Raw genomic sequence first — 14,458 nt, forward strand, 5'->3', positions numbered from 1 at the left:
CCGACGCCCCCGCAGCACCGTCGCCCCGGGCCGTACGCCACCGGCATCCACCCCTCCATCGAAGGAGCTCGCATGACCACCCCGCTCACCACCACCCGCCGCACCCCGGCCGACCTCCCGGAGCGCATTCAGCACTACATCGGCGGCCGCTCCGTCGACTCGGTCGACGCCGACACGTTCGACGTGCTCGACCCGGTGACCAACCGGGTCTACCTGACCGCCGCCGCGGGCAAGAAGGCCGACATCGACCTCGCCGTCGCCGCCGCGCGGAAGGCCTTCACCGAGGGACCATGGCCGCGGATGCTCCCCCGCGAGCGCTCGCGCGTGCTGCACCGCATCGCCGACATCGTCGAGTCGCGCGACGAACGTCTCGCCGAGCTCGAGAGCTTCGACTCCGGACTCCCGATCACGCAGGCGCTGGGCCAGGCTCGCCGTGCGGCCGAGAACTTCCGCTTCTTCGCCGACCTGATCGTCGCCCAGACCGATGACGCGTTCAAGGTACCCGGCCGTCAGCTCAACTACGTCAACCGCAAGCCGATCGGCGTCGCCGGTCTCATCACGCCGTGGAACACGCCCTTCATGCTCGAGTCGTGGAAGCTCGGCCCCGCCCTCGCGACCGGCAACACCGTCGTGCTCAAACCGGCCGAGTTCACGCCGCTGTCGGCGTCGCTGTGGGCAGGGATCTTCGAGGAGGCGGGCCTGCCGGAGGGCGTGTTCAACCTCGTCAACGGCCTCGGCGAAGACGCCGGGGACGCTCTCGTGAAGCACCCCGAGGTGCCGCTCATCTCGTTCACCGGCGAGAGCAGCACCGGCAAGCTCATCTTCGGCAACGCCGCGCCCTTCCTGAAGGGGCTGTCGATGGAGCTCGGCGGAAAGAGTCCCGCGATCGTCTTCGCCGACGCCGACCTGGATGCCGCGATCGACGCCACCATCTTCGGGGTGTTCTCGCTCAACGGCGAGCGCTGCACCGCGGGCAGCCGCATCCTGGTGGAGCGCTCGGTGTACGACGAGTTCGTCGAGCGTTACGCCGCCCAAGCCGACCGCGTGAAAGTCGGCTACCCCGACGACCCCGAGACCGAGGTCGGGGCCCTCGTTCATCCCGAGCACTACGCGAAGGTCATGTCGTACGTGGAACTCGGCGAGGCCGAGGGACGCCTGGTCGCCGGCGGCGGCCGTCCCGAGGGCTTCGACGAGGGCAACTTCGTCCGCCCCACGGTGTTCGCCGACGTCGCCCCCGACGCGCGCATCTTCCAGGAGGAGATTTTCGGCCCCGTCGTCGCGATCAGCCCGTTCGACACCGACGACGAAGCCCTCGCCCTGGCGAACGACACGAAGTACGGCCTCGCCGCCTACGTCTGGACCAGCGACCTCAGACGTGCCCACAACTTCGCGCAGAACGTCGAGGCCGGCATGGTGTGGCTGAACTCCAACAACGTCCGCGACCTCCGCACCCCGTTCGGCGGGGTGAAGGCATCGGGGCTGGGACACGAGGGCGGCTACCGCTCCATCGACTTCTACACCGACCAGCAGGCCGTGCACATCACGCTCGGCCCCGCCCACAACCCCACCTTCGGCAAGGCGCCGGGACAGGCGCACTGAGCGAGGTCACACGTTCCGCCCGAGATCACCCGTTCTGCACCGCCGAAGACGCGTCATCTCGGAACGATCCTGCGACCTCGCCGCACACCCCGCACCCCCGGCATCCATTCCTCCTCACACGCAAGGACGCGACATGACAGACCGCAGCCAGATGACCCGTACCTCCTCGGGCTTCTTCGTCTCGCAAGAGGCCCCCATCCAGGCCGAGAACCCCATCCCCACCCCCTCCTCCCCGGCGCCCGACATCCTTCGCTGCGCCTACATGGAGCTCGTCGTCACCGACCTCGCGGCATCCCGTGTCTTCTACGTCGACATCCTGGGCCTGCACATCACCGAGGAGGACGACGAGGCCATCTACCTCCGCTCCACCGAGGAGTTCATCCACCACAACCTGGTCCTGCGCCAGGGACCGATCGCCGCGGTCGCCGCGTTCTCGTACCGCGTCCGCAGCACGGAAGACCTCGACAGGGCCGTCGCGTTCTACACCGAGCTCGGCTGCGAGGTGCGCCGCGAGTCGAACGGGTTCACGAAGGGCATCGGCGACTCCGTGCGCGTGGTCGACCCGCTCGGCTTCCCGTACGAGTTCTTCTTCGACACCGAGCACCAGGAGCGCCTGTCGTGGCGCTACGACCTGTACTCCCCCGGCGAGCTCGTGCGCCTCGACCACTTCAACCAGATCACCCCCGACGTGCCCCGGGCGGTGAACTTCATGCAGTCGCTCGGCTTCCGCGTCACCGAGGACATCCAGGACGAAGACGGCGTCGTGTACGCCGCGTGGATGCGCCGCAAGCCCACCGTGCACGACACCGCCATGACCGGCGGCGACGGCCCCCGGATGCACCACGTGTGCTTCGCCACCCACGAGAAGCACAACATCCTCGCCATCTGCGACAAGCTCGGCGCGCTCCGCCGATCGGATGCCATCGAGCGCGGCCCCGGCCGCCACGGCGTCTCGAACGCGTTCTACCTGTACCTGCGCGATCCCGACGGCCACCGCGTCGAGGTCTACACGCAGGACTATTACACCGGCGACCCCGACAACCCGGTCGTGACGTGGGACGTGCACGACAACCAGCGCCGAGACTGGTGGGGTAACCCGGTCGTTCCGTCGTGGTACACCGAGGGCTCGCTGGTGCTCGACCTCGACGGCACCCCGCAGCCCGTACGCGCCCGCACCGATTCGAGCGAGATGGCCGTGACGATCGGCGCCGACGGCTTCAGCTACACGCGCCCGCCCGAGGAGGTCGGGGCCGGGACGTCGGCATCCGCTTCCTCCGACTCCCGACCCTCCGGCGAGTTCAAGCTCGGCAACCAGCTCTGAGCCGCATCCCGTCGTGACACAACGCAGGAGTTCTCGCCACCCCGCCGCGGGTGAGGGCATCGGCGCGGCTGCTTCGCGCGTGACCTCCTGCGTTGTGTTCGCGCAAGCGTCTGCGCCGACTGCGGACGCGGATTCGCCCCGGTACCCGCTCGACCCGAGACACAACGCAGGAGATCCTTCGGCGATCGAGCCGGAGGCGGCCGGTTCCGCCCGTGACACCCGCGATCTCCTGCGTTGTGTCCGCCGAAACGAAAGGACCCCATGCTCACCGACGCACAGATCGACGCCATCGCCGCCGAGCTCGCCGCCGCCGACCGCGCGCACGCGGTCATCCCGCGGATCACCGCGCGGTATCCGGATGCCGTGATCGAGGACTCGTACGCCATTCAGGGTCGCTGGCGCGACACGCAGATCGCCGCCGGCCGCACCCTCGTGGGGCGCAAGATCGGGCTGACCTCCAAAGCCATGCAGCAGGCGACGGGCATCACCGAGCCCGATTACGGCGTGATGTTCGACGACACCGTGTACCGCTCGGGAGACGAGATCCCGGTCGCTCTCTTCTCGAACGTGCGCGTCGAGGTCGAGCTCGCCTTCGTGCTGAAGACGCCGTTGGAGGGGCCCGACTGTACGCTCGACGACGCCCTCGCCGCGATCGACTACGCCGTGCCCGCGCTCGAGGTACTGAACTCCCACATCGAGCTCGAGGGACGGACGATCGTCGACACCATCAGCGACAACGCCGCCTACGGCGCGATGGTGCTCGGCGACGTCCGCAAGCGCCCCGACGAGATCGACCTGCGGTGGGTTCCGGGCGTCCTCAGCCGCAACGGCGAGATCGAGGAGACCGGCGTCGCCGCCGGTGTCCTCGGCCACCCCGCGACCGGTGTCGCGTGGCTGGCGAACAAGTTCCACCAGCACGGCGCGCGCCTGGAGGCTGGCGAGATCATCCTGGCAGGATCGTTCACGCGCCCGATGTGGGTGTCGCAGGGCGATGACGTGCTGTGCGACTACGGACCGATGGGAACGATCTCGTGCCGCTTCGTCTGAGCCCCACCTTCCGCGCCGCCCTCGCGGCATCCGATCGTCCGCTGGCCGGCATGTGGGTGTGTTCGGGCAGCGCGGTCGTCACCGAGGTCGCTGCCGGCTCCGGCCTCGACTGGCTGCTGCTCGACATGGAGCATTCCGCGACCTCGCTGGAGTCGGTGCTGACCCAGTTGCAGGTCGCCGCCGCCTACCCGGTGACCCCGGTCGTCCGGGTGCCGTGGAACGACCCCGTGACCATCAAGCGGGTGCTCGACCTCGGCGCGCAGAACCTCATCGTGCCCATGATCTCCACCGCCGACGAGGCGCGCGCGGCCGTCGCGGCGACGCGCTATCCGCCGGCGGGCATCCGCGGGGTCGGCAGCGCCCTCGCCCGAAGCGCCCGCTGGAACCGCGTCGACGGCTACCTCGCCGAGGCGGTCGAGCACGTCTCGCTGACGGTGCAGATCGAGACGGCCTCCGGCGTCGCGAACGCCACCGAGATCGCCGCCGTCGACGGGGTGGATGCCGTCTTCGTCGGCCCCTCCGACCTCTCGGCATCCATGGGGCTCCTGGGGCAGCAGTCGCACCCCGAGGTCGTGGCGGCGGTGCACGCCGTCTTCGCCGCCTGTCGGGATTCCGGGACCCCGGTCGGCGTGAATGCCTTCGATCCCGCGGTGGCCGAGGCGTACCTCGACGCGGGCGCCGATTTCGTCGCCGTCGGCGCCGACGTCGCCCTGCTCGCCCGGGCGTCGGAGGCACTCGCGGCACGCTTCGTCGCGCCGCGGGCCGAGGACCGCGCCAGCTACTGAGGGCACGCGAAGGGGGCCGGACGATCTCGTCCGGCCCCCTTCGTCAGGAGTCACTCGTCTTCGTCGTCGCCCTCGTCGTCGCCGATGATCTCGATGTCCTCGACCTCGAGGTCGGGCGTCAACTGCACGTGCACGAGCGCGTCGGGGAACGACGTCTCGCCCGCGAAGACCACGATGATCGCGTCGGCGAACACGCCCACGCCGATCGCTTCGAGGTCGGTGCGGAGGTCGACGTCGGCGTCGAGTTCGCCGTCGTCCAGGGCGTCTTCGATGTCGCTCGCGACCTCTTCGACGATCGCGCGCCAGCGATCCTCGCTCACCGTGAGGATGTCCTTCAAGCCCGACATGATGGCGTCGAGATCGGGGGCGTCCTCATCGTCGATCTCCGGGTCGAGGTCGACCTCGACCTCGACACCCGCAGCCTCCAGGTGCGCCGCACCGATGACGCTGTCTTCGTCGATCTGGGCGTCGTCGAGAAGGCCGCTCTCGGTGACGCGGCGGAGGAGGTCGTTCAGCACAGACTCAGTCATGAGAAAACCTTCCCACGTCGCGCGGGTGCGCGCCTCCCCCATTGCGCCGGAGTATCCGTCTGTTCAGTCGGCGGCATGGCACGGTTCACCGGTGGATGCTCATGGACGCGTCGCGCACCCCGGCCTCACGCCGACGCGCGCTCGGCGGCCTCGACGACGTTTGTCATCAGCAGGGCCACCGTCATCGGTCCGACGCCCCCCGGATTGGGCGAGACGAAGCCCGCCACCCCGGCGACGTCCGGGTGCACGTCGCCGTACACGCGCGACCTGCCGGTGTCGGGGTCCGTCTCACGGGTGACGCCCACGTCGAGCACGGCGGCTCCGGGCTTGACGTCTTCGGCGCGGACGATGTGCTTCACACCGGCGGCGGCCACGATCACGTCGGCTTCCCGCAGGTGCTTCGACAGGTCGGCGGTGCCGGTGTGGGTCAGCGTCACGGTCGCGTTGATCTCGCGGCGGGTCAGCAGCAGGCCGATCGAGCGGCCGATGGTCACCCCACGCCCGACGACGACGACCTCCTTGCCCTTCAGGTCGTAGTCGTTTCGGAGCAGCAGCTCGATCACGCCCCGCGGCGTGCAGGGCAGCGGGGTGAGGATCGGCGCGTTGACGTTGAGAACCAGGCGGCCGAGGTTGGTGGGGTGCAGGCCGTCGGCATCCTTGGCCGGATCGATGCGCTCGAGCACCCGATCGGTGTCGATGTGCTTCGGCAGCGGCAACTGCACGATGTACCCGTGGCACGCGGGGTCGGCGTTGAGCCGGTCGATGACGGCCTCGACCTCTTCCTGCGTGGCCTCTGCGGGCAGCTCGACCTGGATCGAGTTCATGCCGATCGCCTCGGACTGCTTGTGCTTCATCCCGACGTACAGCTGCGAGGCCGGGTCGGCGCCCACGAGCACCGTGGCGATACCCGGCACGATGCCGCGCTCGCGCAGAGCGGCGACCCGCTCAGCCAGTTCGTCCTTGATCGCCGCGGAGGCGGCCTTACCGTCGAGAATCGTCGCCGTCATGGCATCCCTCGTTCTGTGGTGTGCGGGTCGTGGGGGTTCTGTGTCGAGAAGGTGACGGCGGGTGTGCGCTGCCGTCGAGAAACGCGATTGCCGGGAGGAAACGCCTCGTCGGGGCGTTTCTCCCCGCCGATCGCGTTTCTCGCGAAAGTGGTGGCGGCGGTTCCCGGATGCCGAGATGTGCCGCGGCGCGGAGCGCGTCGCCGGACGACGCGGTGTCCGTGCGTGCGCTGCTGTCGAGAAACGCGATTGCCAGGACGAAACGCCTCGTCGGGGCGTTTCTCGCCGCCGATCGCGTTTCTCGCGAGGGCGGTGGCGGCGACCGACAGACGCCGGATGCCGGGACGAGGCCGCGAGAGAACCGCGACCCCGCCCCGGCGGGGCTCACTGCTGCAGGTCGGGGTACAGCGGGAAGGCGTCGGCGAGCTTCGCGACGCGTGCCCGCAGGGCCTCGACGTCGGCGCCGGGGATCAGCGCGAGCGCGATGATGTCGGCCACCTCGGTGAACTCCGCGTCGTCGAAGCCGCGGGTCGCGAGCGCCGGGGTGCCGATGCGCAGACCCGAGGTCACCATCGGCGGGCGCGGGTCGTTGGGGACGGCGTTGCGGTTGACCGTGATGTGGATCTCGTGCAGCAGGTCTTCGGCCTGCTTGCCGTCGATCTCGGCCTCGCGCAGGTCGACGAGCACGAGGTGCACGTCGGTGCCACCCGAGCGCACGGCGATGCCGGCGTTCTTGACGTCGTCCTGGGTGAGACGGTCGGCGAGGATCGACGCGCCCCGCAGGGTGCGCTCCTGACGCTCCTTGAACTCCGGCGTCAGCGCGAGCTTGAACGCCGTCGCCTTGGCGGCGATGACGTGCATGAGCGGACCGCCCTGCTGGCCGGGGAAGACCGCGGTGTTGATCTTCTTGGCGAGGGCTTCGTCGTTGGTGAGGATGAGGCCCGAGCGGGGGCCGCCGATGGTCTTGTGCACCGTGGTCGAGACGACGTGGGCGTGCGGGATCGGCGAGGGGTGCACGCCCGCGGCGACGAGACCGGCGAAGTGCGCCATGTCGACCCACAGCAGGGCGCCCACCTCGTCGGCGATCGCGCGGAAGGCTTCGAAGTCGAGCTGGCGGGGGTAGGCCGACCAGCCGGCGATGATGACCTTCGGCTTGTGCTCGAGGGCGAGACGGCGCACCTCGTCCATGTCGATGATCGAGGTCTCGGGGTCGACGCCGTACGCGACGATGTCGTAGAGACGGCCCGAGAAGTTGATCTTCATGCCGTGGGTCAGGTGACCGCCCTGGTCGAGGGCGAGACCGAGGAGCGTGTCGCCGGGGCGGGCGATGGCGTGCAGCACCGCCGCGTTCGCCGAGGCACCCGAGTGCGGCTGGACGTTGGCGTACCCGGCGCCGAACAGGGTCTTGGCCCGCTCGATCGCGAGCGACTCGGCCACGTCGACCTCTTCGCAGCCGCCGTAGTACCGACGACCCGGGTAGCCCTCGGCGTACTTGTTGGTGAGCACCGAGCCCTGCGACTGCAGCACCGAGACGGGGACGAAGTTCTCGGACGCGATCATCTCGAGGAAGCCGCGCTGACGATCGAGCTCGCGCTGCAGAACCTCGGCGATCTCGGGGTCGACCTCGGAGAGGGGGGCGTTGAAGTACGGATCGGTCATGCGATCTCCTTGACGATGGTTCGGGATGCCACGGACTCGGCGAATCCGCGGAGATACCGCATCGACCCAGGCGTACGGTCGAATACCGTCAAGCGGTCGCTCCCCGGTGGTGTCCCACCTCAACGCCAGTCGCGACGCTGCCACATTACCGGTTTCCCCCGCGGTACGCCGAGTGCATCCTGCGGGTTCCCGGGGAGTCGGCGGGGGCGGGGGCGCACCTCTGCCCGCGCGGAAGACCCCGTCGCGCCGGAGGCACCGCCCCCGGGCGGCGGACGGCCGAAAGAGCGCGTCCGCGCGGAGCCGGCCGGCACCGCACCATCGCAGACGACGTACCATCGAAGACGTGTCCGACACTCCCCGCGTCCGTGCCGCTGCGCCCCTCGATCCGGGCATGCGCCCCCGCCCCACCGCGATCGAGATCATCAGCGTCGCCTGCGGTCTCGTCGCTTTCATCACGATGGCCATCTGGGGCTTCACGGCCTGGCCGCTGCCCTGGAACATCGTCGCCGGGCTCGGTGCACCCGCCCTCGCCATCGTCGTGTGGGCGCTGTTCGTCTCCCCCCGCGCGGTGCTCGCCGTGCACCCCTTCATCCGCGCGATCGTCGAGCTCTTCGTCTACGCCGCGGCCACCATCGCCTGGTGGAGCATGGGCCAGGCGTGGATCGGACTCGCCTTCGCCGTCGTCGCGGTGACCGTGGGCGCGGTGAACGGCCGCCGGCGCTTGGCGTGAGCACCGACGTCGTCGCCCTGCTGCGCGCGGAACTCGGCGAGCGGGTCGACGTCGACCCCGCAGCCCTCGACGCGGCACGGTCCGACAAGTCGGGTCACGCAGCCTCGGGCCTCCCCCTCGCCGTCGTGCACGCGGCGTCCGTGGCCGACGTGCAGGCGACGTTGCGCATCGCCTCGGCCACCGGCACCCCCGTCGTCCCGCGCGGCGCCGGCACGGGACTCGCGGGAGGTGCCAACACCGGCGGTGGCGAGATCAGCCTGTCGGTGCGCGGGATGGACCGGGTGATCGAGGTGCGACCCGACGACCTCCTCGCGGTCGTCGAACCCGGCATCCTCAACGCCGACCTGAATGCGCTGCTCGAACCGCACGGCGTCTGGTGGGCGCCCGACCCGGCCAGCCGCGCCATCTCGACGGTCGGCGGCAACATCGCCACCGGTGCCGGCGGTTTGCTCTGCGCGAAGTACGGCGTGGTGCGCGACGCGGTGCTCGGTGTCGACCTCGTCCTCGCGGACGGACGCCTGCTGCGCCTCGGTCATCGCAGCGTGAAGGGCGTCACCGGCCTCGACCTCACCTCGCTGGTCATCGGATCGGAGGGGACGCTCGGTGTGGTGGTCGGCGCCACCCTCAAGCTCCGCCGCCTCGTCGAGGGCGAGCGTGTCACGCTGACAGCGCTGTTCGACGGCGTCCGGGCCGCCGCCGTCGCCTCGGCCGGGGTCACGGCATCCGGTGCGCAGCCCGCGGTCATGGAGCTGATGGATGCCACGAGCCTCGCGGCCGTGCACCGATTGCTGTCGCTGCCGGCTCCTCCCCCGGGCGCGGCGCAGCTGACGGTGCAGACGGACGGGCCCGTCGCCGCCGCCGAGGCCCGCGCGATCGCCGACGTCCTCCGCGCGGCCGGCGGCACCGTGACCGTCGCCGCCGACGCCGCCGAGGGCGAGGAGCTGCTGGCGATCCGCCGCGCCATGCACCCGGCGATGGAGACGCTGGGCACGACGCTCATCGAGGACGTCTCCGTCCCCCGCAGCGCACTGCCCGACATGTTCGACGAGATCGCGCGCATCGAGCGGCAGTTCGGACTCGTGATCCCGGCCGTCGCTCACGCGGGCGACGGCAATCTGCATCCGAACTTCGTATTCGAGGGCCCCGACGTCCCCCCGGTGGTGTGGGATGCCGCCGAGGAGCTCTTCCGCGCGGCCCTCGCACTGGGTGGCACGCTGACCGGTGAGCACGGCATCGGGGTGCTGAAGCGTCGCTGGCTGGCTGACGAGCTGGGCGACGACCAGTGGCGACTGCAACGCGACATCGCCCGGGTGTTCGACCCGCTCGGAATCCTGAACCCCGGCAAGGTCTTCGCGTCCTGAGGGTCGGGGGTCGCGCCGGCGTGATGAGAACGTGACGTGGCTCCCGGCGAATGCGCAGCGCTCTCCAATAGCATGGGAAGACTGACTTGTGGGGGGTTTGACCAATGACCGACGGTACCGACGGCGCCACGTACGCCTGGGCTCCGGCCGAGCCGAAGGCGCGTAAGAACCGCTCCGGCCTGTGGATCGGCATCCCCGCCGGCGCCACGGCCGTGGCCCTCATCGCCGCCTCGCTGGTCCTGATCGCGCCCGGCGCGTCCGTCGCCGGTGTGCAGATCGGCGGCCTGACCGCCGGAGCCGCGGCTCAGGCCATCGAGACCCGCCTGGCGCAGACGACGGTCACCGTCGAGAGCCCCGCCGGAGAAGTGACCGTCACCGGCGCCGATCTCGGCGCCACGGTCGACGCCGCAGCCCTCGCCGACAAGGCGTTCTCCGACAACCCCATGTGGAAGCCCGCATCGTGGTTCCCGCAGGGCACCGGTGTCGCGGTCGCGGTCGATGCCGCCGACGCGGCCGCGACCCTGCGCGACCGTGCCCCCGGAGCGTTCCGCGCGCCGGTCGACGCCTCGCTCGCCTACGACGCCGGTTCCGAGACCTATGTGACCATCCCCGCCGAGGCCGGCGAGGGGATCGACGCCACCGTCGTCGCCGCCGCACTGCAGTCCGCGTTCGACGCCGGCACCCCCTCGACCACGGTCGAGGCCGGCCTGGTCGCTGTCGACGCCCCCGTCTCGACCGAAGAAGCCGACGCCGCCGTGGCGAAGCTCAACGGCATCCTCGACTCCGCGGGCTTCTACATCGGCGACGAGCGCACGGTGCCCGTCGACCGCGCCACGGCGGCATCCTGGATCACCGTCACCCCCGACGGCACGGGCGAGTTCGCCATCTCGGCCGATGAAGCCGCCATTCAGAACGCCGTCTCGGGTCTCGCCGGCAGCGTCGACCGCGCCGCGGTCAATGCCGACGTCATCGTCGACAGCGGCGGCGAGGTCATCAAGGCCCTCACCGAGGGCCAGACCGGTCGCTCGCTCGGTGACACCAGCGGCATCGCCGCGGCTTTCGCGTCGCAGCTCGCCGACGGCAATGCGCGTTTCGGTCTCACCGTCGCCGAGACGCCCTTCGACACCAAGAAGACCGAGCGTCGCATCGAGGTCAACCTCAGCGCGCAGTCGGTCACCCTGTACGAGAACGGGCAGGTCTATCGCAACTGGTCCATGTCTTCGGGCAAGAGCGGTTGGGAGACCCACACCGGCGACTACCGCATCGGCTGGAAGACGTCGATGCAAGACATGGGGTGCGTCCCGGGCTACGACTGGTGCACCAAAGATGTTCCGTGGGTCGCCTACTTCAACGGCGATGAGGCGTTCCACGGCACGTACTGGCACAACAACTTCGGCACCCCGATGAGCCACGGCTGCGTGAACCTCACGGTGAACAACGCCAAAGAGCTGTACGACTGGGCCTACCAGGGCACCGAGGTCTCGGTCCACTACTGAGCCCGTGACCTCTCGAGGGGGTGGACGCCATCGGCATCCACCCCCTCTGTCGTCGCCGGGGCATGGTGGCTGATCGGCGCGCACGGCTCGTCCCGGCGGGGGTGTGCCGACCGCGGCGCGGTCCGCCGGCAGGCCGCGAGAACGGGCCGTTCTGCACCCGGCGGACACAACGCAGGACTTTCCCCCTCGCCGCCGCGTCAGCCGCCGGATCCCCGCGGATCCGCCGACGCGACTCCTGCGTTGTGCCCGCGCACGGCGCCCGGGGACAGGGCGAGCACGGGCTGCAGGAGTGATGGCAGGCCGCCCACTCAGCGCCTGCGGTCTCCCCGTGCCACGGCGGGCCACCCCCATGCCGACTGCCCGACGGGCCACGGCGGACCGCCCCATGCCGACTGCCGACGGACACGACGCAGGACTCCGGCCCCGTCCGCCGCGTCAGCGCCCGCCCCCGACCTGTGCAGCGCGCACAACTCCTGCATTGTGTCCGCGCGAGGCACCTGACGAGTGGGGCGAGCACAGGGTGCAAGAGCTGTGCTCCGACCCGCTGGAGTCACGGTCGGCATGGAACGCCAGAGGGGGCGGATGCACATGGCATCCGCCCCCTCTGGCGTTCGGGCCGCGACTCAGCGCAAGCCGTCGACCACGGCGTTCAGCGTGGCCGAGGGACGCATGATCTTCTCGACGAGCGCGGTGTCGGGGCGGTAGTAGCCCCCGATCTCGGCGGCGTGACCCTGGACCGCGTTGAGCTCGGAGACGATCGTCTCTTCTTCGGCGGCGAGCTTCTCGGCCACGGGGGCGAAGACGGCGGCCAGGTCGGCATCCGTCGTCTGCTGCGCCAGCTCCTCGGCCCAGTACAGGGCGAGGTAGAAGTGGCTTCCGCGGTTGTCGATGGTGCCGAGGGCGCGGCCGGGGGACTTGTCGTTCTCGAGGAACGTGCCGGTTGCGGCATCGAGGGTCTGCGCGAGCACGCGGGCGCGGTCGTTGCCGGTGGTGTCGGCGAGGTGCTCGAGCGAGGCCGCGAGGGCGAAGAACTCACCCAGCGAGTCCCAGCGCAGGTAGTCCTCTTCGACGAGCTGCTGCACGTGCTTGGGAGCGGAGCCGCCGGCACCGGTCTCGAACAGGCCGCCGCCCGCGAGGAGCGGGACGATCGAGAGCATCTTGGCGCTCGTGCCCACCTCGAGGATCGGGAACAGGTCGGTGAGGTAGTCGCGCAGCACGTTGCCGGTGACCGAGATGGTGTCTTCGCCGCGACGGATGCGCTCCAGCGAGTACGTCGTCGCCTCCGCCGGGGCGAGGATCTCGATCGTAAGGCCCTCGGTGTCGTGGTCGGCGAGGTACTCGGTGACCTTGGCGATGAGGTTGCGGTCGTGCGCGCGGCTCTCGTCGAGCCAGAACACCGCGGGCACACCCGCCGCGCGGGCGCGCGTCACGGCGAGCTTCACCCAGTCGCGCACGGCGACGTCCTTCGTCTGCGTCGCGCGCCAGATGTCGCCCGCGTCCACCTCGTGCTCGAGCAGCACGTCACCGTTCGAGGCGAGGACCTGCACGCGTCCGGGGGCGGCGATCTCGAAGGTCTTGTCGTGGCTGCCGTACTCCTCGGCGGCCTGGGCCATGAGTCCGACGTTCGGCACCGAGCCGATGGTGGCGGGGTTCAGCGGACCGTTCGCGATGACGTCCTCGATGGTCGCCTGGTACACACCGGCGTAGGACGAGTCGGGGATGACGGCGAGGGTGTCGTCTTCTCCCCCGTCGACGCCCCACAGCTTGCCGCCGTTGCGGATGAGCGCGGGCATCGAGGCATCCACGATCACGTCGGAGGGCACGTGCAGGTTGGTGGTGCCCTTGTCGCTGTTGACGTACGAGAGGCGGGGACCGGATGCCAGGGCGTCGCGGATCTCGGACGCGATCGCGTCGCCCCCCTCGACGCTCGACAGACCCGCCAGGATCGAGCCGAGGCCGTCGTTGGGGGTCAGGCCGGCGGCGGCGAGGGCGTCACCATGGCGGTGGAACACGTCGGCGAAGAACGCCTTCACGACGTGGCCGAAGATGATCGGGTCGCTGACCTTCATCATCGTGGCCTTGAGGTGCACCGAGTACAGCACGTCGTCGGCCTTCGCTTCGGCCAACGTCTCGGCGAGGAACGCGTCGAGGGCTGCGGCGGAGAGGAACGTGGCATCCACGATCTCGTCCTGGAGCACCTTCAGGGACTGCTTCAGGGTGGTGACGGTGCCGTCGGCGGCGACGTGCTGGATCGAGAGCACGTCGTCCGCGGCGATCACGACGGACTTCTCGTTCGAGCGGAAGTCGTCGTGGCCGAGGGTGGCGACCCGGGTCTTCGAACCTTCACCGAAAGGCTTGTTGCGGTGCGGGTGCTTCTTGGCGTAGTTCTTCACCGCAAGGGGCGCGCGGCGGTCGCTGTTGCCCTCGCGCAGCACCGGGTTCACAGCTGATCCCTTGATGCGGTCGTAGCGCGCGCGCACGTCTTTGTCGTCGTCGCTCGACGCCTCATCGGGGTAGTCGGGGATGTCGTAGCCCTGCGAGCGCAGCTCGGCGATCGCCGCCTTGAGCTGGGGAATGGATGCCGAGATGTTCGGCAGCTTGATGATGTTCGCCTCGGGGAGCGTCGCAAGGCCCCCGAGCTCTGCGAGCGCGTCGCCGACCTGCTGATCGGCGGTGAGGCGCTCGGGGAAGGCCGCCAGGATGCGGCCGGCGAGCGAGATGTCGCGGGTTTCGACGTCGACTCCCGCCTGCTTCGTGACGGCCTGCACGATCGGCAGGAACGACGCGGTGGCAAGAGCCGGCGCCTCGTCGGTGTACGTGTAAATGATGGTGGAATCGGGCACGTCAGATCTCTCCGTAGAGGCGGCCAGGGTTGCGTTTCAGCCTATCGCACGTCGGCAAAGTCTCTTGATATCGAGATAGTTCG

11 protein-coding genes and 1 riboswitch are annotated in these 14,458 nt (G+C 69.9%); of the genes, 7 read left to right on the forward strand and 4 right to left on the reverse strand.

Going from position 1 to position 14,458, the window contains the following annotated elements:
• The first annotated feature begins 72 nt into the window (after positions 1-72).
• The 4 genes from hpaE (at position 73) to FHS07_RS02635 (ending at position 4,752) form a co-directional block, all read left to right on the forward strand.
• Positions 73-1,599 (forward strand): 5-carboxymethyl-2-hydroxymuconate semialdehyde dehydrogenase, encoded by a 1,527-nt coding sequence (gene hpaE / locus FHS07_RS02620; RefSeq protein WP_183418349.1) that lies wholly within the window; start codon positions 73-75, stop codon positions 1,597-1,599.
• A 133-nt stretch (positions 1,600-1,732) separates the two neighbouring features.
• The gene (gene hpaD, locus FHS07_RS02625; RefSeq protein WP_246383076.1) at positions 1,733-2,920 is read left to right on the forward strand and encodes a 3,4-dihydroxyphenylacetate 2,3-dioxygenase; all 1,188 of its coding nucleotides are present in this window, start codon (positions 1,733-1,735) and stop codon (positions 2,918-2,920) included.
• Positions 2,921-3,181: 261 nt separating this feature from the next.
• Positions 3,182-3,967: an FAA hydrolase family protein gene (locus tag FHS07_RS02630; RefSeq protein WP_183418350.1), complete on the forward strand. Its 786-nt coding sequence runs from the start codon at positions 3,182-3,184 to the stop codon at positions 3,965-3,967.
• Positions 3,952-4,752 carry an aldolase/citrate lyase family protein gene (locus FHS07_RS02635; RefSeq protein ID WP_183418351.1) on the forward strand — a complete coding sequence of 267 codons (801 nt, stop codon included), beginning with the start codon at positions 3,952-3,954 and terminating at the stop codon, positions 4,750-4,752. Before FHS07_RS02630 ends, FHS07_RS02635 begins: the two co-directional genes overlap by 16 nt.
• Before the next feature lie 50 nt (positions 4,753-4,802).
• On the opposite strand, the gene FHS07_RS02640 is transcribed toward FHS07_RS02635, so the two are convergent.
• The 3 genes from FHS07_RS02640 to glyA form a co-directional block, all read right to left on the reverse strand.
• Positions 4,803-5,282, reverse strand: coding sequence for a cytochrome C5 (locus FHS07_RS02640; RefSeq protein WP_183418352.1), 480 nt, complete (start codon positions 5,280-5,282; stop codon positions 4,803-4,805).
• A 125-nt stretch (positions 5,283-5,407) separates the two neighbouring features.
• Positions 5,408-6,289, reverse strand: a complete 882-nt coding sequence (locus tag FHS07_RS02645; RefSeq protein ID WP_183418353.1) for a bifunctional methylenetetrahydrofolate dehydrogenase/methenyltetrahydrofolate cyclohydrolase — start codon at positions 6,287-6,289, stop codon at positions 5,408-5,410.
• 381 nt (positions 6,290-6,670) lie between these two features.
• Positions 6,671-7,945, reverse strand: coding sequence for a serine hydroxymethyltransferase (gene glyA, locus FHS07_RS02650; RefSeq protein ID WP_183418354.1), 1,275 nt, complete (start codon positions 7,943-7,945; stop codon positions 6,671-6,673).
• A gap of 57 nt (positions 7,946-8,002) precedes the next feature.
• Positions 8,003-8,088: riboswitch (ZMP/ZTP riboswitch) on the reverse strand.
• 200 nt (positions 8,089-8,288) lie between these two features.
• On the opposite strand from glyA, the gene FHS07_RS02655 reads away from it, so the two are divergent.
• The 3 genes from FHS07_RS02655 to FHS07_RS02665 all read left to right on the forward strand — a co-directional run bounded on the left by FHS07_RS02655 (position 8,289) and on the right by FHS07_RS02665 (position 11,532).
• Positions 8,289-8,675 carry a YrdB family protein gene (locus FHS07_RS02655; RefSeq protein WP_343054582.1) on the forward strand — a complete coding sequence of 129 codons (387 nt, stop codon included), beginning with the start codon at positions 8,289-8,291 and terminating at the stop codon, positions 8,673-8,675.
• A complete protein-coding gene (locus FHS07_RS02660; RefSeq protein ID WP_183418355.1) occupies positions 8,672-10,036 on the forward strand; it encodes an FAD-linked oxidase C-terminal domain-containing protein in 1,365 nt (454 codons plus the stop codon). The genes FHS07_RS02655 and FHS07_RS02660 overlap by 4 nt, the downstream gene beginning before the upstream one ends.
• A gap of 104 nt (positions 10,037-10,140) precedes the next feature.
• A complete protein-coding gene (locus tag FHS07_RS02665; protein ID WP_183418356.1) occupies positions 10,141-11,532 on the forward strand; it encodes a L,D-transpeptidase family protein in 1,392 nt (463 codons plus the stop codon).
• 623 nt (positions 11,533-12,155) lie between these two features.
• On the opposite strand, the gene FHS07_RS02670 is transcribed toward FHS07_RS02665, so the two are convergent.
• Positions 12,156-14,375: an NADP-dependent isocitrate dehydrogenase gene (locus FHS07_RS02670; RefSeq protein WP_183418357.1), complete on the reverse strand. Its 2,220-nt coding sequence runs from the start codon at positions 14,373-14,375 to the stop codon at positions 12,156-12,158.
• Positions 14,376-14,458 lie beyond the last annotated feature (83 nt).

Source organism: Microbacterium proteolyticum (genome assembly GCF_014192415.1).
GTDB classification, from domain to species: Bacteria; Actinomycetota; Actinomycetes; order Actinomycetales; family Microbacteriaceae; genus Microbacterium; species Microbacterium proteolyticum.

Coding starts and splice junctions, on each gene's coding strand:
- hpaE (WP_183418349.1), top strand. CDS start 73: ATGACCACCCCGCTCACCACCACCCGCCGCACCCCGGCCGACCTCCCG.
- hpaD (WP_246383076.1), top strand. CDS start 1,733: ATGACAGACCGCAGCCAGATGACCCGTACCTCCTCGGGCTTCTTCGTC.
- FHS07_RS02630 (WP_183418350.1), top strand. CDS start 3,182: ATGCTCACCGACGCACAGATCGACGCCATCGCCGCCGAGCTCGCCGCC.
- FHS07_RS02640 (WP_183418352.1), bottom strand. CDS start 5,282: ATGACTGAGTCTGTGCTGAACGACCTCCTCCGCCGCGTCACCGAGAGC.
- FHS07_RS02645 (WP_183418353.1), bottom strand. CDS start 6,289: ATGACGGCGACGATTCTCGACGGTAAGGCCGCCTCCGCGGCGATCAAG.
- glyA (WP_183418354.1), bottom strand. CDS start 7,945: ATGACCGATCCGTACTTCAACGCCCCCCTCTCCGAGGTCGACCCCGAG.
- FHS07_RS02665 (WP_183418356.1), top strand. CDS start 10,141: ATGACCGACGGTACCGACGGCGCCACGTACGCCTGGGCTCCGGCCGAG.